General features: G+C 46.3%; 20 protein-coding genes. 11 read left to right on the top strand and 9 right to left on the bottom strand.

Features of this window, described 5'->3' with window-relative positions; all coding sequences use genetic code 11:
* Nucleotides 1-166: 166 nt before the first annotated feature.
* Genes rpsP through rplS form a run of 4 tightly spaced genes read left to right on the top strand, consistent with a single transcriptional unit; the run spans nt 167 to nt 2,171 of the window.
* Nucleotides 167-415, top strand: coding sequence for a 30S ribosomal protein S16 (gene rpsP / locus U9J37_RS13805; protein WP_005438039.1), 249 nt, complete (start codon nt 167-169; stop codon nt 413-415).
* 27 nt (nt 416-442) lie between these two features.
* Nucleotides 443-991 (top strand): ribosome maturation factor RimM, encoded by a 549-nt coding sequence (gene rimM, locus U9J37_RS13810; protein WP_005476454.1) that lies wholly within the window; start codon nt 443-445, stop codon nt 989-991.
* A gap of 27 nt (nt 992-1,018) precedes the next feature.
* Nucleotides 1,019-1,768: a tRNA (guanosine(37)-N1)-methyltransferase TrmD gene (gene trmD / locus U9J37_RS13815; protein ID WP_005476521.1), complete on the top strand. Its 750-nt coding sequence runs from the start codon at nt 1,019-1,021 to the stop codon at nt 1,766-1,768.
* A 49-nt stretch (nt 1,769-1,817) separates the two neighbouring features.
* Nucleotides 1,818-2,171 (top strand): 50S ribosomal protein L19, encoded by a 354-nt coding sequence (rplS, locus tag U9J37_RS13820; protein WP_005476458.1) that lies wholly within the window; start codon nt 1,818-1,820, stop codon nt 2,169-2,171.
* Between the two features lie 285 nt (nt 2,172-2,456).
* Here rplS and yacG read toward each other — a convergent pair whose 3' ends face one another.
* The 8 genes from yacG to nadC all read right to left on the bottom strand — a co-directional run bounded on the left by yacG (nt 2,457) and on the right by nadC (nt 9,485).
* Nucleotides 2,457-2,651 (bottom strand): DNA gyrase inhibitor YacG, encoded by a 195-nt coding sequence (gene yacG / locus U9J37_RS13825; RefSeq protein WP_038191328.1) that lies wholly within the window; start codon nt 2,649-2,651, stop codon nt 2,457-2,459.
* 51 nt (nt 2,652-2,702) lie between these two features.
* Entirely contained in the window at nt 2,703-3,443 is a 741-nt protein-coding gene (gene zapD, locus U9J37_RS13830; RefSeq protein WP_005476491.1) for a cell division protein ZapD, read from the bottom strand.
* A gap of 34 nt (nt 3,444-3,477) precedes the next feature.
* Nucleotides 3,478-4,086, bottom strand: a complete 609-nt coding sequence (coaE, locus tag U9J37_RS13835) for a dephospho-CoA kinase (protein WP_322413840.1) — start codon at nt 4,084-4,086, stop codon at nt 3,478-3,480.
* Nucleotide 4,087: 1 nt separating this feature from the next.
* Nucleotides 4,088-4,957, bottom strand: a complete 870-nt coding sequence (locus tag U9J37_RS13840) for a prepilin peptidase (RefSeq protein WP_039477926.1) — start codon at nt 4,955-4,957, stop codon at nt 4,088-4,090.
* A 55-nt stretch (nt 4,958-5,012) separates the two neighbouring features.
* Complete coding sequence (locus U9J37_RS13845) at nt 5,013-6,239, bottom strand: type II secretion system F family protein (protein WP_005475684.1); 1,227 nt, start codon at nt 6,237-6,239, stop codon at nt 5,013-5,015.
* 12 nt (nt 6,240-6,251) lie between these two features.
* A complete protein-coding gene (gene pilB / locus U9J37_RS13850; protein ID WP_043887354.1) occupies nt 6,252-7,940 on the bottom strand; it encodes a type IV-A pilus assembly ATPase PilB in 1,689 nt (562 codons plus the stop codon).
* A complete protein-coding gene (locus U9J37_RS13855; protein WP_005475654.1) occupies nt 7,940-8,341 on the bottom strand; it encodes a type IV pilin protein in 402 nt (133 codons plus the stop codon). The genes pilB and U9J37_RS13855 overlap by 1 nt, the downstream gene beginning before the upstream one ends.
* Nucleotides 8,342-8,597: 256 nt before the next feature.
* Entirely contained in the window at nt 8,598-9,485 is an 888-nt protein-coding gene (gene nadC / locus U9J37_RS13860; protein WP_005475682.1) for a carboxylating nicotinate-nucleotide diphosphorylase, read from the bottom strand.
* Between the two features lie 141 nt (nt 9,486-9,626).
* Between nadC and ampD the strand changes: the two genes are divergently transcribed.
* On the top strand, nt 9,627-10,181 hold the full coding sequence (gene ampD, locus U9J37_RS13865; protein ID WP_005475679.1) for a 1,6-anhydro-N-acetylmuramyl-L-alanine amidase AmpD: 555 nt from the start codon (nt 9,627-9,629) through the stop codon (nt 10,179-10,181).
* A gap of 53 nt (nt 10,182-10,234) precedes the next feature.
* On the opposite strand, the gene fldB is transcribed toward ampD, so the two are convergent.
* Nucleotides 10,235-10,756 carry a flavodoxin FldB gene (gene fldB / locus U9J37_RS13870; RefSeq protein ID WP_005475668.1) on the bottom strand — a complete coding sequence of 174 codons (522 nt, stop codon included), beginning with the start codon at nt 10,754-10,756 and terminating at the stop codon, nt 10,235-10,237.
* 163 nt (nt 10,757-10,919) lie between these two features.
* Here fldB and xerD point away from each other — a divergent pair, with 163 nt between their 5' ends.
* The 6 genes from xerD (at nt 10,920) to aceF (ending at nt 20,196) form a co-directional block, all read left to right on the top strand.
* A complete protein-coding gene (gene xerD / locus U9J37_RS13875; RefSeq protein ID WP_005475659.1) occupies nt 10,920-11,816 on the top strand; it encodes a site-specific tyrosine recombinase XerD in 897 nt (298 codons plus the stop codon).
* Nucleotides 11,817-11,844: 28 nt separating this feature from the next.
* Nucleotides 11,845-12,588, top strand: coding sequence for a thioredoxin fold domain-containing protein (locus U9J37_RS13880; RefSeq protein WP_043887353.1), 744 nt, complete (start codon nt 11,845-11,847; stop codon nt 12,586-12,588).
* Between the two features lie 106 nt (nt 12,589-12,694).
* On the top strand, nt 12,695-14,431 hold the full coding sequence (gene recJ / locus U9J37_RS13885; protein WP_005475664.1) for a single-stranded-DNA-specific exonuclease RecJ: 1,737 nt from the start codon (nt 12,695-12,697) through the stop codon (nt 14,429-14,431).
* A gap of 356 nt (nt 14,432-14,787) precedes the next feature.
* A complete protein-coding gene (gene pdhR, locus U9J37_RS13890; RefSeq protein WP_005475680.1) occupies nt 14,788-15,555 on the top strand; it encodes a pyruvate dehydrogenase complex transcriptional repressor PdhR in 768 nt (255 codons plus the stop codon).
* Nucleotides 15,556-15,603: 48 nt separating this feature from the next.
* On the top strand, nt 15,604-18,267 hold the full coding sequence (aceE, locus tag U9J37_RS13895; RefSeq protein ID WP_005475660.1) for a pyruvate dehydrogenase (acetyl-transferring), homodimeric type: 2,664 nt from the start codon (nt 15,604-15,606) through the stop codon (nt 18,265-18,267).
* A 30-nt stretch (nt 18,268-18,297) separates the two neighbouring features.
* Nucleotides 18,298-20,196, top strand: coding sequence for a pyruvate dehydrogenase complex dihydrolipoyllysine-residue acetyltransferase (gene aceF, locus U9J37_RS13900; protein ID WP_005475689.1), 1,899 nt, complete (start codon nt 18,298-18,300; stop codon nt 20,194-20,196).
* Nucleotides 20,197-20,274 lie beyond the last annotated feature (78 nt).

The raw sequence follows: 20,274 nt of genomic DNA on the forward strand, positions 1-20,274 counted from the left end.
CAAACTTAAGTTTCGTTTTATGTTGGTGAAAAAGTAGCTAAAGACCTTGCATTGCTCCGGAATAAGAGTAAAATTCCGGAGCTTTATTTTGGCACGAGCCCCAAATCATTTAGCGATAAATGGTTTCTGGGGTTAATTTTATTTTTGAGAAAGCAAAGAGGACGACATGGTAACCATTCGTTTGGCACGTCACGGCGCTAAGAAGCGTCCATTTTATCAAATCGTAGTAGCGGACAGCCGCAATGCAGCAACTGGCCGTTTCATCGAGAAAGTTGGTTTCTTCAACCCAACTGCTAAAGGTCAAGAAGAAGGTCTACGTCTAGACCTAGATCGCGTTAACCACTGGGTTGGTCAAGGCGCATCTCTATCTGACCGCGTTGCTAAGCTAGTAAAAGACGCTCAAAAAGCGGCTTAATTCTTACTTGAAAGAAGAAATTAGCTTATGTCGATGAAAGGTAAAGAAACAATGAGTGAAGACAAGATTGTTGTAGGTAAGTTAGGTGCTTCTTACGGCATTCGCGGCTGGCTTAAAGTTTTTTCCTACACAGACAATGCTGAAAGCATGTTTGATTACACCCCATGGTTTATTAACCAAGGTGGTAAGTGGGTTGAGTACAAGGTTGAGAGTTGGAAGCGCCATAACAAAGGTTTGGTGGTGAAACTCGAAGGTCTGGATGTGCGCGAAGATGCGCAATTACTGACAAACTTTGAAATCTCTATTGACCCTGCTGTTCTTCCAGAATTGCCATCAGATGAATTCTATTGGCGTGATTTGATTGGGATGCACGTAGTAACCGACAAAGGTTACGATCTAGGTACTGTCTCTGACATGCTAGAAACGGGTTCCAACGATGTTTTGGTTGTAAAAGCAAATCTAAAAGATGCTTTCGGGCAAAAGGAACGATTAATTCCGTTCCTTGAAGAGCAAGTGATCAAACATATTGATCGCGAAGCTCAACGGATCGAAGTTGACTGGGATCCTGGATTCTAAACTCCAAAATTTCAGAGCGAGATAAACATGTGGGTTGGCGTAATAAGCCTTTTTCCTGAAATGTTCCGTTCTGTTACTGATTATGGAGTAACAGGTCAAGCGGTTAAAAAAGGTCTTTTGTCGATTGAGACTTGGAATCCTCGCGATTTCACGCACGACAAACATCGCACTGTTGATGATAGACCTTACGGTGGCGGCCCTGGCATGCTCATGATGGTTCAGCCTTTGCGCGATGCTATTCATACAGCCAAGCAAGCTTCACCGGGTAAGACGAAAGTCATTTACCTTTCTCCTCAAGGTCGAAAGCTCGACCAAAAAGGAGTCGAAGAGCTGGCAACAAATGAGAACTTGCTTTTGATTTGTGGCCGCTATGAAGGGGTAGATGAGCGTATCATCCAATCTGAAGTTGACGAAGAATGGTCAATTGGGGATTTCGTGATGACGGGTGGTGAGATTCCAGCCATGACGTTGATTGATTCAGTGTCTCGGTTTGTGCCGGGAGTGCTAGGAGATTTTGCGTCAGCAGAGGAAGATTCCTTTGCTAATGGCTTGTTAGATTGCCCTCACTATACGCGTCCAGAGGTGTTAGATGACAAAGAAGTACCTTCGGTGCTGATGTCAGGTAACCACAAGGAAATTCGTCGCTGGCGACTTAAACAGTCGTTAGGCCGTACTTGGCTAAGAAGACCAGAACTCCTGGAAAACCTAGCTCTGACTGACGAACAGGAACAATTACTGGCCGAATTTATTAAAGAGCACCGCTCTGGTAAAAAGTAAGCAGTAACCTATTAAATTTAGTATCAGTTTATTCTAGGAATTTATTAAAATGAGTAACATCATCAAGGCTCTTGAAGAAGAGCAACTAAAATCAGACCTACCTAAATTTGCACCAGGTGACACTGTTGTAGTTCAAGTTAAGGTAAAAGAAGGTGACCGTGAGCGTCTACAGGCTTTCGAAGGCGTTGTAATCGCAATCCGTAACCGTGGTCTACACTCTGCTTTCACTGTACGTAAGATTTCTAACGGTGAAGGTGTTGAGCGTACGTTCCAAACACACTCTCCAATCGTTGATAGCATCGAAGTTAAACGCCGTGGTGCAGTACGTCGTGCCAAGTTGTACTACCTACGTGAGCGTTCTGGTAAGTCTGCTCGTATTAAAGAGAAACTTGCTAAGAAGTAATGCTATAACTAGCGTTCTCATAGTATTAGCGGAGCCCTGTGGCTCCGCTTTTTTATTCTTTGCTTATAACTCGCCATTTTCCTCTCTCCCGTTGTCATCGGTACTCATTTACTGGCCCAACTTGTTCAAAGAAAGTTCCGCACCTTTTCCTAGGTAGAAAGAAAAATATCTACGTTCTAAGTTAAAAATTGTATTTGATATAACAACCTAAGTAATACGCTGGATACAAAAAGAGCCGATGTTTTCACATCAGCCCTCTAGTCAGCTTAAATCACATTGTCTCAATCAATATTGGTCTTCTGACCAGCCATCTGAATCAGACATATCCGGTGCTCCCGGAATGGTATTTTCTTCATCTGCCCATTCACCAAAATCGATCATTTGGCATTGTTTGCTGCAAAATGGACGATAAGGGCTTTGCTCCCCCCAAGTCACGTCTGTACCACACTGTGGGCAGGGAACGATAGTAATCTTAGTCATAATCAACTCATTGTCGAAGATCGGGTTTAGAGATGAGTTTAGCGGAAAGACTTAACAACACACCGCTAATTTAAACTCTATGTTTGCAGTCGATGCCTGCCCAGAAGCAAATTCGATAAATTTGATCGCAAATCTATTCTTGTGCCCTGAGATCATTGGGTAGACACCAAACTCCATCGGAATCTCCAAGCGTAAAATATTGGCTTCATCGGCATCACTCTGATAGAAACCAGCCGGCGCATTATACGCGCGGAAGTGACCAGTTTCACGAGTCAGTCTTAGCCATAGCTTCAACGCTTGTGCTAGGGGCAATAAACTACCGAGCCATTTGTTAGCGTCGGCTTGTTTTTGATTGATAGGTAAGTGCAGCCAATGATGTAGGGCGGGCAAGTCAAAGCAACATGAGCCACCAGGCAAGTTAAAACGCTGGCGAATTGCACTTAGGAATCGGTCCTCTTTTAAGCTCTGGCCAAATCGCTCAGCGGCCATGAGATGGCTATGCGCTTCGTCGACTTCACGCAAAATACCGAGGAGCATTTCCTGATCGACGCCATCAACATTCAGCCAGTTGCGATAGGTTAAACGTTGCTTCTCAATATCCTTAGCAAGCTCACTTTTTAGCTGTATTTGCTCAAAGATCTCTAGCAGGTCAAATAGAGAACGATAAAAAACCAAATGCTGCATATCGTCACTGAATTCTGCAGCCAAACGCAACTGATTGAGCAGTGCTTCGACTCTCAAGTAGATGCGGGTTTTTTCGTTCAATGGATGTTCGAAGTAGTGAGTGGTCATTAAAATGCAGTCGTGAATGGTTCTACCTTTATTCTCACCGATTTGCCCTACCGATTTCTAGGAACTTTTGATGCAATTCTGTGATTTGAGGCAAAAGTTTTTGGTTTTCTGTATCATTTTTAATCACGAAGTCCGCAATGGCTAATCGTTGTTCTCTGCTTGCTTGAGCTGCAACAATGGCTTGTGCTTGCTCAAGCGCCACGTTGTCTCGTGCCACCGTCCTTTCTAACTGAGTTGCCTCATCGACATCGACGACAACAACTTTGTCCGCTAGATGTTGTAAGTGATTTTCAACCATCAAAGGAATGACTAAAAGCGCATACTCTGAGGTAGTGTTTGCTAACTCAGCGAGCATGTTTGCGCGAATCATCGGGTGTAGTAATTGGTCTAGCCAGGCCTTTTGGCTTGGGTCAGAGAAGATGATCTCTCGAAGTTTACTTCTGTCGAGATTGCCGTTTTCTAGTAAAACAGAGGAGCCAAATTTGCTCTCTATGGCTTTTAACCCCTTACTGCCAGGCGCCACTACTTCACGAGCGATGACGTCAGCGTCCACAATTTCGATGCCAAAGTGCTGATGAAAAAGGTTTGCGACGGTCGTTTTGCCACTGGCAATCCCGCCGGTTAACCCCACAACAAAGGTCATATTAGAGTCCTAAAAAATGAGTCAGATAAAAGCCCCATATCTGAGAGCCCCACATCATGCTTATCCAACCTGCTATCGCCAAGTAAGGGCCAAATGGAAAGGCTTTATCGATACCTTGGCGTTTTAGTCGCAGTTGAATCAGGCCAAATACCAGTCCGACTAAAGAAGAGAATAGGATAAGCATGGGAAGTTGTTGCCATCCGAGCCAAGCGCCTAGAGCCGCCAGCAGTTTAAAGTCACCGTAACCCATACCTTCTTTACCGGTAGCTAGTTTAAACAGCCAATATACCGACCAAAGGGATAGATAACCAGCCATCGCGCCAATAACCGAGTCTTGCAGTGAGATAGGGCTTATTTGAAACAGGGCCAAGGCGATACCCGCCCAAGTGAGGGGCAAGGTAAGGGAATCTGGCAGCAGCATGGTGTCGAGGTCGATAAAGGTTGCCGCAATCAATACGAACGTAAAAATCAGTAGGGCGAGTGTGAAGTAACTAAAGCCAAGTTGATACGACACAACAAAGCTTAAGCCGCCACTGAGCAGCTCAATCAGAGGGTAGCGGGCGCTGATTGGATTATCACACTGTCGACACTTCCCTCTTAGCAGCAACCAACTTACAACAGGAATATTATCTATAATGCGGATTGGGGTGTGGCATTTAGGGCAAGTTGAGCGAGGAACACTGAGGTTATAAGTTCCCTTTGGCGCTTCTATGTTGTACTCGGGAAAGCTTTCGGCGCACTCTTGTCGCCACTCTCGCTCCATTATTTTCGGTAGACGATGTATGACCACGTTGAGAAAACTACCAATGATAAGGCCAAAAACGGTCGCCATGGTTGGAAATAACCAAGGGTAGTAATGAAATTGCTCGATCAAACCAGTATCGCCCTAGATGAAAGTGCCAAGCACAAAATAGTAAAGGCTAATACTATCCTAATACACTCATTAAGTTAAAGATCGGCAAGTACATTGCGACCACTAAGCCTCCTACTACCACACCAAGGAAAATAATAATCATAGGCTCTAGGACTTTTCCTAGATTATCGACGGTGTTATCAATTTCAAACTCATAGATGGTGGCGACTTTATTGAGCATGTCATCTAAGCTTCCCGATTCTTCGCCAATCATCACCATTTGCAGCACCATTTCAGGAAAGGTTTGTGAGTTTCGCATCGCAATGTATATCGGCATGCCTGCTGCGGTATCGGCATAAACTTGTTCGATCGCGTTTTGATAGTGAATATTATTGGCGGTTTTCGCTGATGTTTTTAAGCATGAAAGTATCGGGATGCCAGCACTAAAACTGGTTGCCAACGTTCGGCTAAACTTCGCAATGGAAGCTTTGCTAATGATGGTACCAATTATTGGGATGTTTAAGCTTGCTCGACTTGTTGCCAATTGAATGCGAAAGGATTTTTTTCGTCCGAGTTTTAACAGCAAAAACGCGATGGCAAGCGCCATAAACACCATGCCTGAATAAGATTGAACCCAGTGAGAGAGAATAAGAACCTGAGCGGTAAACCAAGGTAGGTCAGCGCCAAATCCAGAAAACATTGATTCAAATTCCGGTATGACGACGGTTAACATTAAATAAGTGACCGATAATGCGGTAATCACAACCATGGATGGGTAGATCAGAGCTTTGATTACTTTTGCTTTCAGTTGTTCTGACTTTTCTCGATAAGTTGCAATTCGTTCAAACACTTCGGCTAGGTTACCAGATTGTTCACCGGTTGCGACAAGGTCTACGTATAAGGTGTCAAAATGCGTGCTCGCTGTTCGCAGCGTTTTTGATAGTGGTGTGCCAGATTCAACCCCTTTCACTATTTGGGACAAAATCGATTTCATCTCGGCTTTACGGTGATTATCTGCGACCAACTTAAGAGCCTGAATCAACGGCACGCCCGTCATCAGCATCGTCGCTAACTGCCTCGTTAAAATCGTAATGTCTTTGCGTTTCACGCGCTGCGTTATGCGTTTGTATAAGGAAAGATTGCGCTTTTTCAGCTTTTTGACTTGGATATGTTGTTCTTTCAGTTTGTCTCGCACCTCGTTTTCGGTCAGCGCTAATAATTGACCTGAAACTGGTTTACCGATGCTATTGAGACCTCGCCAATGGAAGCTTTTTAATTGGTTCTTGTATCGATTTTTCACATGAACTTCCCGCTATAAGTAGAGTACGCGTTGCAGCTCAGAGACACTGGTAATGCCCAAACGCAACTTTTCTAAGCCAGATTCTTTTAATGTCGCCATCCCTTCACTGCGAGCAAGTTGCTCGAGGCTTTGGATTGAAGAGCCCTGCGCGATGGCTTGAGATAAGGTAGGGGTAAAGGACATGACTTCGTAGATGCCAACACGTCCTACGTAGCCGTTATTACATTCTGAACACCCATCGCTAGATGCACGATAAAGAGTTTCACCTAGGGTTAGGTCGAGTCCTATCGCTTGAGTGTGATCGACTTGATAAGCGATTTTGCAATGACTACACAAACGTCGAGCAAGCCGTTGGGCGATAATCAAACTGAGTGAAGAGGCGATATTAAAGGGCTCGACGCCCATGTTGCTGAGTCTAGCGACACTTTCCGCGGCAGAGTTTGTGTGTAAGGTCGAGAGCACGAGGTGGCCAGTTTGGGCGGCTTTAACGGCAATCCCTGCGGTCTCAATATCTCGGATTTCACCCACCATGACGATGTCTGGGTCTTGGCGGAGAAACGCGCGTAAGGCTTGCGCAAAACCAAAGCCAATTTGAGGTTGGACTTGGACTTGGTTGATACCAGAGAGGTTGATTTCTACGGGATCTTCCGCTGTCGCGATGTTCACTTCCGCTGTGTTTAATAGTTTTAATCCGGTATAGAGTGAGACGGTTTTACCACTGCCCGTTGGTCCCGTCATAAGGATTAGCCCTTGTGGGCGGCGTAATGCATTCAGGTATTGCTGTTTTTGTGTGTCATTATATCCGAGGGCATCAATGTTAAGACTCGCCTCACTGCTATCTAGCAAACGGAGGACGATTTTTTCTCCCCACAAGGTGGGTAATGTTGAAACGCGCATATCAATTGCGGTATTGGTGCCGATTTTTAGTTTAATACGCCCATCTTGCGGAAGCCGCCGTTCTGCGATGTCGAGTTTGGAGAGAATTTTCAATCGGGCGGCTAAACGTCGACTTAAATGATGTGCAGGTTGCTGGATTTCGACCAAAATACCGTCACAGCGAAGCCTGACGCGATAGGAATCTTCATAGGGCTCGAAGTGAATGTCGGATGCCCCTTTTCGTACTGCATCAAGCAGAATTTGATTGATGTAACGACTCACCGGAGCGGTGTCTAAACTGAGATCTTCAATAGTACCGATTTCATCATCGGAAACATCGACCAGCTGTTCGAGATCTTGTTCATTGAGCTCTTTTTTTGCCGATAATCCCGTCTCTATTGTTCGGCCATAGAGTTTACGAATTGCACTATGAAGCGCTTTTATATCGGCAAGAACTAGCTCAATTTGCCGACCTGTCGCAAAGCGAAACTCATCTTCTAGTTCAAGGTTTGTCGGATCGGTAATGGCAATAGTGAGTTGTTGAGCACTTTCATATAGTGGCAAGGCTTGGTGGTGGGTGATGAGTTCCCTCAGCCCTAACTTTTGACACATCGCAGCGTAGTCAAATTGGTCAATCTCTACTTTCGGCAGGCCAAAAATGTGTGCGAGTTGCTCGGTCAGTTGCTGGTGTTCAATGAGGTTGAGAGTAAGCAACGCCTCCGGCACGGATTGGCCGGAGGCTTGACAATGTTCGATAACGCTCGCTTCTTGCGCCGCATCTAAAAGGCGGGCTTGGCGCAAGATAGCTGGGAGGTTAGTTAGCACTAGCCGCATCCATTAATTTTGACACCTGCGGATGCACTGATTGTACAGTCCCAAGAACCGTCAACCGATCTGGCTAGTTTAACTGAACTACCAGAGCCACCACCTGATGTTATACCTACTTCAATGGCTCCCGAAGCGTCAAGAGATACTGTGCCTAGTGCAAACGAAACTGCGCCGATGTCTGAAACTGACGCTGGAGCAGCGCCACTTACAGCTAAATAATCTTCATAGTTTGTTTTTAGTGCGGTCGCTGTTGCTAGAGCTGAGCCTAATGCGCCTTTCTCCACATATTTTTGGTACTGAGGGATGGCAATCGCCGCCAATACGCCGATAACTGCCACTACTATCATCAACTCAATCAGCGTAAAACCCTTTGCTTTACGGTTATTCGTTTGTTTCATTTGTACTCTCCAAAGTGAAAAAGATTATGTGCCTGAGAGCATAAAAGGGTTAAGTGGAGTGGGGTACGTGGGAAAAGGCGCTTTCCGAGTAGATTAGGGAAAGTTAATGTTTAGTTGCAGTATGGCGGCAAAAGTTTTCGAGATATCGCACGGTTTAATGTGGTGTTTCTTATGATTGAAACAAAAACAGAGGCTTTAATGCCTCTGCTTAATAATTGAAAAATATGATTTTTATTCCAGAATCAATGGCTGCTATTTATTTAAATCGCATTGAAAGGTCGAGCGCTTTAAGGTGTTTGGTGAGTGCGCCAACCGAAATATAGTCTACGCCAGTCTCTGCATATTCACGCAGTGTTGCTAATGTTACGTTTCCTGAGTTTTCTAGTGCGGCACGACCGGCATTGATTTTTACCGCTTCTCGCATCATCTCTGTCGTAAAGTTATCGAGCATGATGATATCAGCACCGGCATCAATCGCTTCTTGTAGCTCTGCCAAGCTTTCTGTTTCAACTTCAACGGGCTTACCTGGGTTGAGTTCTTTGGCCGTTTTGATGGTTTGAGAAATGCCACCATTGGCAATAATGTGATTTTCTTTAATTAGGTAGGCATCAAATACACCAATGCGATGGTTAAAACCACCACCACAGGCAACGGCATACTTCAAAGCGCTGCGTAATCCAGGAATGGTTTTGCGTGTGTCGAGAAGGCGACAGTTTGTGCCCTCAAGTTCGGCTGCGTATTGGGCGGTGATGGTTGCACAGCCGGAGAGTGTTTGAATGAAGTTCATCGCATTGCGTTCACCTGTCAATAACGCGCGAGAAGGACCTTCTAGGGTACACAATACTTGGTTTGGCTCGACTTTGTCGCCATCTTGGACATGCCAAGTAATCGTGACTTGACCGCCGAGTTGCTTAAACACTTCATCAGCCCATGCTTGACCACAAAACACACCGTGTTCGCGAGTGATAATGGTTGCTTCATTGCGAGCGTCAGCAGGGATTAGACTTGCGGTGATGTCAGCGGCTGGATCGAGAGTCCCACCTAAATCTTCTTTTATGGTGTCAGCGACAGCACGTGAGATTTCTAGAGGAAGTTGCTGCTTCAAATATTCGAGGCGTTCTTGGCTGTTGTGTGTGTTTTTCATCGCAAATCTAATACGCAGTTGGACAAGAGGTGGGCATGATACGCTGACTGTGGATGAAATTCAGCCTTTAATCTCGCATTTCATTGCTAAAGGGATAAAATCACAGAAAACTCAAAGGGTAACTTTAGAAAGAGCTCAGCTATGATTGATGATAGAGGTTGGTATCGACCTGCACGCCATGTTCCCTCGCCATTTTTTGATCAAAGAAGTGATGAAACGGATATTTCGCTATTGGTCGTGCACAATATTAGTCTGCCACCGGGGCAGTTTGGCGGTCCGTATATCGAGCAGTTCTTCACTGGCAAGCTCGACCCTTACGAACATCCCTTCTTTAGGGTGATTCACAACATGGGCGTATCGGCACATTGCCTTATTCGCCGTGATGGAGAGATCATTCAGTTCGTGCCTTTTAATGCCAGAGCTTGGCACGCGGGCGTATCGAGTTTTGCTGGCCGAGAGAAATGCAACGATTATTCGATTGGCATTGAGCTAGAAGGCTGTGATTACGTGGTTTATACCGATGCACAATATCAATCGTTGACAGAGCTGACTCAACAGTTGCAATTGCGTTACCCGCAGATCACTTCCTCAAGAATCACTGGCCATCAGTATATCGCGCCGCTTCGCAAGAGTGACCCGGGCTTAGTCTTTGATTGGCGACGTTTTCATGATGCATTGAAACGTTGTGAGAGCTGAGTTCAAGCCGATTAGAAAAGGGTTGGCTCTATAACCAACCCCTAAAGCTTTTGTTAAAGTGTCTCTTGATACTCAACCAGAACTTGTTCAACCCAAGTCGCGATGCGTTCGTCGCTGAGCTCGTATTGAGAGTCTTCATCCAGAGCTAAACCGACAAACTTGCTCTGGTCTTCAGTTAGGGCTTTTGATGCTTCAAACTCATAGCTGTCGTCGTTTGGCCAGTATCCGATAAAATTCACTCCCGTTGCTTTGAGCTCATCGTGCAGCATGCCCATCGCATCAAGATACCATTCTCCGTAACCTTCTTGGTCACCCAGACCAAACAGTGCGACGGTTTTGCCAGCAAGAGACAGACCGCTGACCTGATCCCAAAGCTCAATCCAGTCTTCTTGAATTTCACCGAAGTCCCATGTAGAGATGCCTAGGAGCAGAAGATCGTAGTCAGCCATTAGGCTAAGAGGAGAATCTTTTACGTTGTGGATGTCGACAAGATCGTCACCGATGATCGCGCGAATTTTTTCTGCTGCCATCTCGGTATAGCAGGTAGTTGAGCCGTAAAATAGACCGATTTTCATAGCTTTTTGTTCTTTACTCGGGAGTTGATAGCGAATTCTAACCACAAATTGGCGAGGTTTGCAGCGAATATCGAAGGGAAAGGACAAATTTTATGGCTTTATTGCTTAGCCACACTTACATTGGAGCCATGTCGAAGAATTGAGGAATACCGTGTCTGAGGTAATGTCTCCTGAACAAGGACTTGTTGAACAGTTTTTAGATGCAATGTGGATGGAACGCGGGCTATCAGAAAACACACTAGCGTCTTACCGCAACGATTTAAGTAAACTGCTTCAATGGATGAGTAAGCATAACTATCGTCTAGATTTCATTAGCTTATCAGGTTTGCAGGAATATCAAACTTGGTTGGCAGACGAAGGCTACAAGCAAACTTCTCGTGCTAGAATGCTGTCGGCAATTCGTCGGTTATTTCAGTATTTGCATCGAGAGAAAATCCGCGCGGATGATCCCAGCGCCTTACTCGTAAGCCCTAAATTGCCTAAGCGTTTACCCAAAGATCTCAGTGAAGCGCAGGTAGACGCGTTGCTTGATGCCCCCGATCCTAATGATCCCATGGAGCTTCGTGATAAAGCGATGCTGGAACTTTTGTACGCTACCGGGCTACGTGTAACCGAGTTAGTGAGCCTTACGATGGAAAACATTAGCCTACGTCAGGGGGTGGTTCGTGTTACGGGTAAAGGGGGCAAGGAACGCCTTGTTCCGATGGGAGAAAACGCAGTCGATTGGATTGAAACTTTTCTTGAGCAGGGGCGGTCTGAGTTACTAGGTGAAAATACTTCCGATGTGGTCTTTCCAAGCAAACGGGCTCGGCAGATGACTCGCCAGACGTTTTGGCACCGGATAAAACATTACGCCGTGATAGCGGGTATTGATAGCGAAAAGTTGTCACCTCACGTATTACGGCATGCGTTCGCGACGCACTTACTCAATTATGGTGCTGACTTACGGGTTGTGCAGATGTTACTCGGACATAGTGACTTGTCGACCACGCAAATTTATACTCATGTCGCCACAGAGCGATTGAAACAATTACACAGCGAGCACCACCCAAGGGCGTAGGCTCTCGCACAAAATGAAGGTGAACTTAATGAGCGTATTACGCCGTATGACTCTACTGACTCTGCCGTTGCTCCTTGCTGCCCAGAGTGTTTCTGCAAACGAAGTGACATTTGACAAGGCTCAGCTTGAAGCGCGCTTTGCAAAACTGGGTTTGGAAGTGAAGCAAGTGGTTCCTGCTGATATTGACGGTCTCGTGGAAGTACAAACAACCGGTGGGGTGTTATTCGCTTCACCAACGGGTGATTACTTTCTTGCCGGGACCTTGTACAAGTTAGATGGGAATGGTCAGTACGAAGATGTACTTGCCAAGCGCCAGGCGCCTATTAATGCGGCCAAGATTGAATCGTTCAAGGACAGCATGATCGAATTCAAAGCCGACAACGAAAAGTACGTAGTGACGGTATTTACTGACATCACGTGTGGTTACTGTGTTCGCCTACATAATCAGATGCAAGGCTACAATGATCTGGGTATTACTGTTCGTTACATGGCTTACCCACGTCAAGGTGGAACGGGTTCCGTCGCGGATCAAATGGCGGCCATTTGGGGAGCGGAGAGTCCTCAGTCTGCGATGCATGACGGAAAAGTAAACCGCAAGTTCCCAGAACAGAGCAAAGACTTTGCCAAGTATCAAGACATCATCAAACAGCATTATGCGCTAGGTCGAGAACTTGGTATTAGTGGAACGCCTGCTATCTTCCTTCCTAACGGCGAAATGGTGGGTGGTTACTTACCGCCAGCACAGCTTTTACAGCGCCTTGAGCAGATTTAATAACCTGCTAACTTGATTGAACAAGATTGGGAGCGTCGTATTGCTCCCTTTTTGTTTATACTCAGACCACGTACCTTAGGTTCCCCAACAAGACCTCACGATATTTATGATAGAAATTCAACGACGACCGGAAGTCGATCTCTCTCTGCTCCCTGACACCATTGCGCCTCTGTTAAAACGCGTTTACATCAGCCGCGGAATTACATCGCCTGAGCAACTCGAGACAACGGCAAGAGCGCTGCACTCTTATCAAAAACTGCACGGGATAGAGGCTGCTGTTGAGCTGCTTTTCAACGCAATTGCGGAGCAAAAGCGAATTATTGTGGTGGGTGATTTTGATGCTGATGGTGCAACCAGCTCTGCGCTTTCTGTGCTTGCGCTGCGCATGCTCGGCTCAAACAATGTTGATTATCTCGTCCCTAACCGCTTTGAAGATGGTTATGGCTTAAGCCCTGAGGTGGTGGATCAAGCGATAGAGATTGGCGCCGAAGTTATCATGACCGTTGATAATGGTGTCTCATCGATTGATGGTGTGCGCTATGCCAAAGAGCAAGGGCTAAAGGTATTGGTGACTGACCACCATTTACCTGGTCATGAACTGCCAAATGTTGATGCTATGGTGAACCCTAACTTGCAAGAATGTGCGTTTCCATCAAAAGCATTAGCAGGTGTAGGCGTCGCGTTTTATCTGATGATGGCGCTTTGCGTCCATATGCGTAAAAACGGTTGGTTTGCCCAGCAAGGAATGGCAGAACCGAAATTGATGGAGCTGATTGACCTAGTGGCGCTAGGTACAGTGGCTGACGTCGTGCCGCTGGATGAAAACAACCGTATTTTAGTCCATCAGGGATTGCAGCGAATTCGCGCAGGTAAAGCGCGCCCGGGAATTCAAGCTTTGATTGAAGTCGCTAAGCGTGATGCAAGGCGATTGGTGGCGTCTGACTTTGGCTTTGCTTTAGGTCCGCGCATTAATGCAGCGGGGCGTTTGGATGACATGTCGTTTGGGGTGGAACTTTTGATGGCGAATAACATCCACGCAGCTCGTCGAATGGCGAGTGAGTTGGATGGGCTAAATCAAACGCGCAAAGAGATCGAAGAGGGCATGAAGCAAGAAGCAATGGCTTTTTGTGAGCGCCTACAGTTTGGTGATAGCGATATGCCCCATGGTTTGGTCTTGTTCCAACGCGACTGGCACCAAGGCGTGATTGGGATCTTAGCATCGCGAATCAAAGAGAAGTTTCATCGCCCTGTGATAGCGTTTGCTGATGGAGGAGAGGGCAGCATTAAAGGCTCATGTCGGTCGATTCCTGGCCTGCATATGCGTGATGTGCTCGATCGCATCGATACTCAAAATCCAGGTTTGATTGTGAAGTTTGGTGGTCATGCGATGGCGGCAGGCTTGACGATTATGGAAAGCAACTTTGAGCGTTTTGCTAAGCTGTTTGATGAGGCGGTGAAACAGGACTTAGACGAGGCTGCTCTTAAAGGTGTGATTCTTTCTGATGGTGAGCTAAGGCCAGAGGAGTTCTCTATGCATACGGCTGAAATGCTTCGTGCTGGCGGCCCCTGGGGACAGGCGTTTCCAGAGCCTTTGTTCGATGGCGAGTTTAAAGTCTTACATCAGAAATTGGTGGGAGAGAAACATCTCAAATTGATGCTTGAGCCTCTACACAAAGGCCACCCAACCAATATCATGATCGATGGGATTGCCTTTAACGTTGATTTGCGACGTTGGCCGGATGCATCAGTCAAGACCGTTCACTTAGCTTATAAGCTAGATATCAATGAGTTTCGTGGTAATCAGTCATTGCAGTTGATGATTGACCATCTGGAAGCCCGCTAACACTTTGCGCTTGGTAGGTTAACGATAGGGTTGATGCGTTCCATCAACCCTTTTTGATTTTCTAAGGCTGCGCATCTTTCTTCTCATTCCCTAATAACCTTTCATATCTATTTAAAACTCGCCTATCAAACTGTGATGGCTAGCACGCTTTCTTCCCATCTGTTTACAAATTGTAATTGGTCAGACCAATTTGATTGATGTTTTAATCCACTATTGTTATCAAGATGTTGAAGCGTGACCTGTTCTATGATTTAGGTCAACTTTTGTCTGGAACTTGCGTTTTAATTATGTTAATTTCCTCGCCAACATAAAATTGGTATTACCAATTGACTGCAAAGAGTAGAAGAATAACAACTATGGCTTATCAAAGGATTCGTCAGCCAAAACTTTCTGATGTCATTGAACAAGAGTTAGAAAGGCTGATTGTGGAAGGAACATTGTCTCCGGGGCAACAATTGCCGCCAGAGCGCGAGCTGGCTAAACAGTTTGATGTGTCTCGTCCTTCAATCCGTGAGGCAATTCAACGCCTTGAAGCTAAGCGTCTTCTTACTCGTCGACAGGGTGGTGGCACATTCGTTAGCGAAAACATCTGGACCAGCTTTTCAGATCCTCTGCTAAATTTATTGTCTAGCCACTCAGAGACTCAGCTTGATCTACTGGAAACGCGTCATGCGATGGAAGGTATCTCAGCGTACTTTGCAGCCGTTCGTGGTACTGAAGAAGATTTCGCTCGTATCGAGGCAAGCCTCGAAAAAATCAGTGAGCAACAAACTGAGAAAAACATTGAAGCGGAAGCCGCTGCAGTTATGCAGTTTCTGATCGCTTTAACGGAAGCAGCGCACAACGTAGTGCTGCTGCATATTGTTCGCAGTTTAGCGCCATTGCTTGAGCAGAATATCTTACAGAATTTAAAGCTCTTACATCGCCGCGATGAAGTGGTCGAAAAAGTAAGTAAACACAGAGCTAATATCGTTGAAGCGATCGTTTCAGGTAAGCCAGAAAAGGCGCGTGAAATGTGTCATTCACACTTAGCTTATATTGAAGAAACATTGTTGGATTTGACTCGTGAAGAGTCGCGCAGAGAGCGCTCTTTGCGTCGAATTCAACAAGGTAACGACTCTTAAAGTCGTTGCGTAAATAACTAGATCCAACCAACAGAAGGATAGATCGCCATGTCTGACATGAAGCATGACGTAGACGCACTGGAAACTCAAGATTGGCTGCAAGCCCTAGAGTCAGTAGTACGTGAAGAAGGTGTAGAACGTGCACAGTTCCTACTAGAAACTGTTCTAGAGAAAGCACGTCTAGACGGCGTTGATATGCCAACTGGTATCAACACGAACTACATCAACACGATTCCGGCAGCACAAGAGCCAGCATACCCAGGTGATGTGACTCTTGAACGTCGTATTCGCTCAATCATTCGCTGGAACGCAATCATGATCGTATTGCGTGCATCTAAGAAAGACCTAGACCTTGGTGGTCACATGGCTTCTTACCAATCAGCGGCTGCATTCTACGAAGTCTGTTTCAACCACTTCTTCCGCGCTCCAAATGAGACGGACGGTGGCGATCTAGTTTACTACCAAGGTCATATCTCACCGGGTATCTACTCTCGTGCATTTGTTGAAGGTCGTCTAACTGAAGAGCAGCTAGATAACTTCCGTCAAGAAGTAGATGGCAAAGGTATCCCATCATACCCGCACCCTAAACTAATGCCTGAATTCTGGCAGTTCCCAACAGTATCTATGGGTCTTGGTCCAATCTCTGCGATCTACCAAGCTCGTTTCCTTAAGTACCTAGAAGGTCGTGGTCTTAAAGATACTTCTGCTCAACGTGTATACGCTTTCCTAGGCGACGGTGAGATGGATGAGCCAGAATCACGTGGTTCTCTATCTTTCGCTGCGCGTGAGAAACTAGACAACCTTTGTTTCCTAATCAACTGTAACCTACAGCGTCTAGATGGCCCTGTAATGGGTAACGGTAGCATCATCCAAGAGCTAGAAGGTCTGTTCAAAGGCGCTGGCTGGAACGTTGTTAAGGTTATCTGGGGCAACAACTGGGATGCACTACTGGCGAAAGACACGTCAGGTAAACTTCTACAGCTAATGAACGAAACTGTAGATGGCGACTACCAAACATTTAAATCTAAAGATGGCGCATACGTACGCGAGCACTTCTTTGGCAAGTACCCAGAAACAGCTGCACTGGTTGCAGACATGACTGATGACGAAATCTTCGCACTTAAGCGTGGTGGTCACGATTCTTCTAAGCTATACGCAGCTTACAAGAACGCAGCAGAAACTAAAGGTCGTCCAACAGTAATCCTAGCGAAGACTGTTAAAGGTTACGGCATGGGTGAAGCGGCTGAAGGTAAGAACATCGCGCACCAAGTTAAGAAGATGGACATGACTCACGTACTACACCTACGTGATCGTCTAGGTCTTCAGGACATCCTAACTGACGAAGCAGTGAAAGAACTTCCATACCTGAAACTTGAAGAAGGTTCAGCGGAATACGAATACCTACACGCTCGTCGTAAAGAACTAAAAGGTTACACGCCACAGCGTCTACCTAAGTTCACTCAAGAATTCAAAGTGCCTGAGCTAGAAGAGTTCGCTCCGCTACTAAGCGAGCAGAAGCGTGATATCTCTACAACAATGGCTTACGTCCGTACTCTTAACATCCTGCTTAAGAACAAGAACATTGGTAAGAATATCGTTCCTATCATCTGTGACGAAGCTCGTACGTTCGGTATGGAAGGTCTGTTCCGTCAGATCGGTATTTACAACCCGCACGGTCAGAACTACACACCTCAAGATCGCGACATTGTTTCTTACTACAAAGAAGCAACGTCAGGTCAGGTTCTACAAGAAGGTATCAACGAACTAGGTTCAATGGCATCTTGGGTTGCAGCTGCGACTTCATACAGCACCAACGATCTGCCAATGATCCCGTTCTACATCTACTACTCTATGTTCGGTTTCCAACGTGTTGGCGACATGGCGTGGATGGCTGGTGACCAACAAGCTCGCGGTTTCCTACTAGGTGCTACTGCAGGTCGTACTACGCTAAACGGTGAAGGTCTACAGCACGAAGATGGTCACTCGCACATCATGGCGAACACGGTTCCTAACTGTATTTCTTACGACCCAACATTCGCTTACGAAGTTGCAGTCATCATGCAAGATGGTATTCGTCGTATGTACGGTGAGAACCAAGAGAACGTGTTCTACTACCTAACGGTAATGAACGAAAACTACGCAATGCCAGCAATGCCAGAAGGCGCTGAAGAAGGCATCCGTAAGGGTATCTACAAGCTTGAGTCTTACGCAGGTGATAAGTCTAAAGTTCAGCTAATGGGCTCTGGTACTATCATGAACGAAGTACGTAAAGCAGCGACTATCCTGAGCGAAGAGTACGGCATCGCATCTGACGTGTTCTCTGTAACATCGTTCAACGAGCTAACTCGTGACGGTCAAGACGCAGAGCGTTACAACATGCTTCACCCAGAAGCGGAAGCGAAAGTACCTTACATTGCACAAGTAATGGGCAGCGAGCCAGCTATCGCAGCGACTGACTACATGAAGAACTACTGTGAGCAAGTTCGCGCGTTTATGCCTTCTGAGTCTTACAAAGTACTTGGTACTGATGGTTACGGCCGTTCTGACAGCCGCGAGAACCTACGTCGTCACTTCGAAGTTAATGCGGGCTACGTAGTTGTTGCAGCTCTTACTGAGCTAGCGAAACGTGGTGATGTTGAGAAGTCAGTCGTTGTTGAAGCGATTGCTAAGTTCAACATCGACACTGAAAAAACAAACCCACTTTACGCTTAATACAGCGCTTAACTAGAAGGTAAATAAGCAATGGCAATCGAAATTAATGTACCTGACATCGGTGCGGATGAGGTTGAAGTTACTGAGATTCTTGTAAGCGTTGGCGACAAGGTTGAAGAAGAACAGTCTTTGATCACTGTTGAAGGCGACAAAGCTTCTATGGAAGTTCCAGCGTCTCAAGCAGGTATTGTTAAAGAAATCAAAGTAACTGAAGGCGATTCTGTTACGACTGGTTCTCTTATCATGATTTTCGAAGCTGAAGGTGCCGCTGTAGAAGCGGCTCCTGCGGCAGCTCCAGCAGTTGAAGCAGCACCAGTTGCAGCTCCTGCAGCAGCAGAACTTAAAGAAGTTCATGTTCCAGATATCGGTGGCGACGAAGTAGAAGTTACTGAAATCATGGTTGCAGTGGGCGACAGCATCGAAGAAGAGCAATCTCTTCTGACTGTTGAAGGCGACAAAGCATCAATGGAAGTTCCAGCCCCCTTCGCTGGTACGGTTAAAGAGATCAAAGTTGCTGCTGGCGATAAAGTAACAACTGGTACTCTAATCATGGTATTCGAAACTGCAGGTTCAGGCGCAGCAGCGGCTCCAGCAGCAGCTCCAGCAGCAGTAGAAGCTCCAGCGGCACCTGCGGCGGCAGCAGCTGAGAAAGAAGTGAATGTTCCTGATATCGGCGGTGACGAAGTTGAAGTTACTGAGATCATGGTAGCGGTTGGCGACACAGTGGAAGAAGAGCAATCTCTAATCACTGTTGAAGGCGACAAAGCTTCAATGGAAGTTCCTGCACCATTCGCTGGTACAGTAAAAGCAATCAAGATTGCAGCTGGCGATAAAGTAACGACTGGCTCTCTAATCATGACGTTCGTTGTAGAGGGCGCAGCGCCTGCTCCTGTTGCAGCACCTGCACAAGCAGCAGTTCCAGCACCTGCGGCGGCTCCTGCTCCAGCAGCAAAAGCTGAAGCGGCACCTGCAGCGAACGACTTCCAAGAAAACAACGATTACGCACACGCGTCTCCTGTTGTTCGTCGTCTTGCTCGTGAATTTGGCGTTAACCTATCTAAGGTTAAAGGTACTGGTCGTAAGAGCCGTATCCTTAAAGAAGACGTTCAGTCTTACGTTAAAGAAGCACTTAAGCGTCTTGAGTCTGGTGCTGCGGCATCTGGCAAAGGCGGTGACGGCTCTGCTCTTGGTCTTCTACCTTGGCCAAAAGTTGACTTCAGCAAGTTCGGCGAAACTGAAGTTCAGAAGCTTTCTAAGATCAAGAAGATCTCTGGTGCAAACCTACACCGCAACTGGGTAATGATCCCTCACGTTACACAGTGGGACAACGCAGACATCACTGAGCTAGAAGCATTCCGTAAAGAGCAGAACGCTATCGAAGCGAAGAAAGACACTGGCATGAAGATCACGCCACTTGTGTTCATCATGAAAGCAGCAGCGAAAGCACTTGAAGCGTTCCCAGCGTTTAACTCTTCTCTATCTGAAGATGGCGAAAGCATCATTCTGAAGAAATACGTGAACATCGGTATCGCAGTAGATACGCCTAACGGTCTAGTTGTTCCAGTATTCAAAGATGTGAACAAGAAAGGCATTTACGAGCTATCTGAAGAGCTAATGGCTGTGTCTAAGAAGGCACGTGCTGGTAAGCTAACGGCTGCTGACATGCAAGGCGGTTGTTTCACAATCTCTAGCCTTGGCGGCATCGGCGGTACGGCATTTACACCAATCGTAAATGCACCAGAAGTTGGTATCCTGGGTGTGTCTAAGTCTGAAATGAAGCCAGTGTGGAACGGTAAAGAATTCGAACCACGTCTACAGCTTCCACTGTCTCTATCATACGACCACCGTGTGATTGATGGCGCGGAAGGTGCTCGCTTCATCACGTTCTTGAACGCAGCGCTATCAGACATTCGTCGTCTAGTTCTTTAATAGAAGTCAGATGATTGAGAGGCGGCACATTTAGCCGCCTCTACTAATAATAATTACCAAACAATTTGATTGCAGACC

Source organism: Vibrio sp. 16 (assembly GCF_963681195.1).
GTDB classification, from domain to species: domain Bacteria; phylum Pseudomonadota; class Gammaproteobacteria; order Enterobacterales; family Vibrionaceae; genus Vibrio; species Vibrio sinaloensis_D.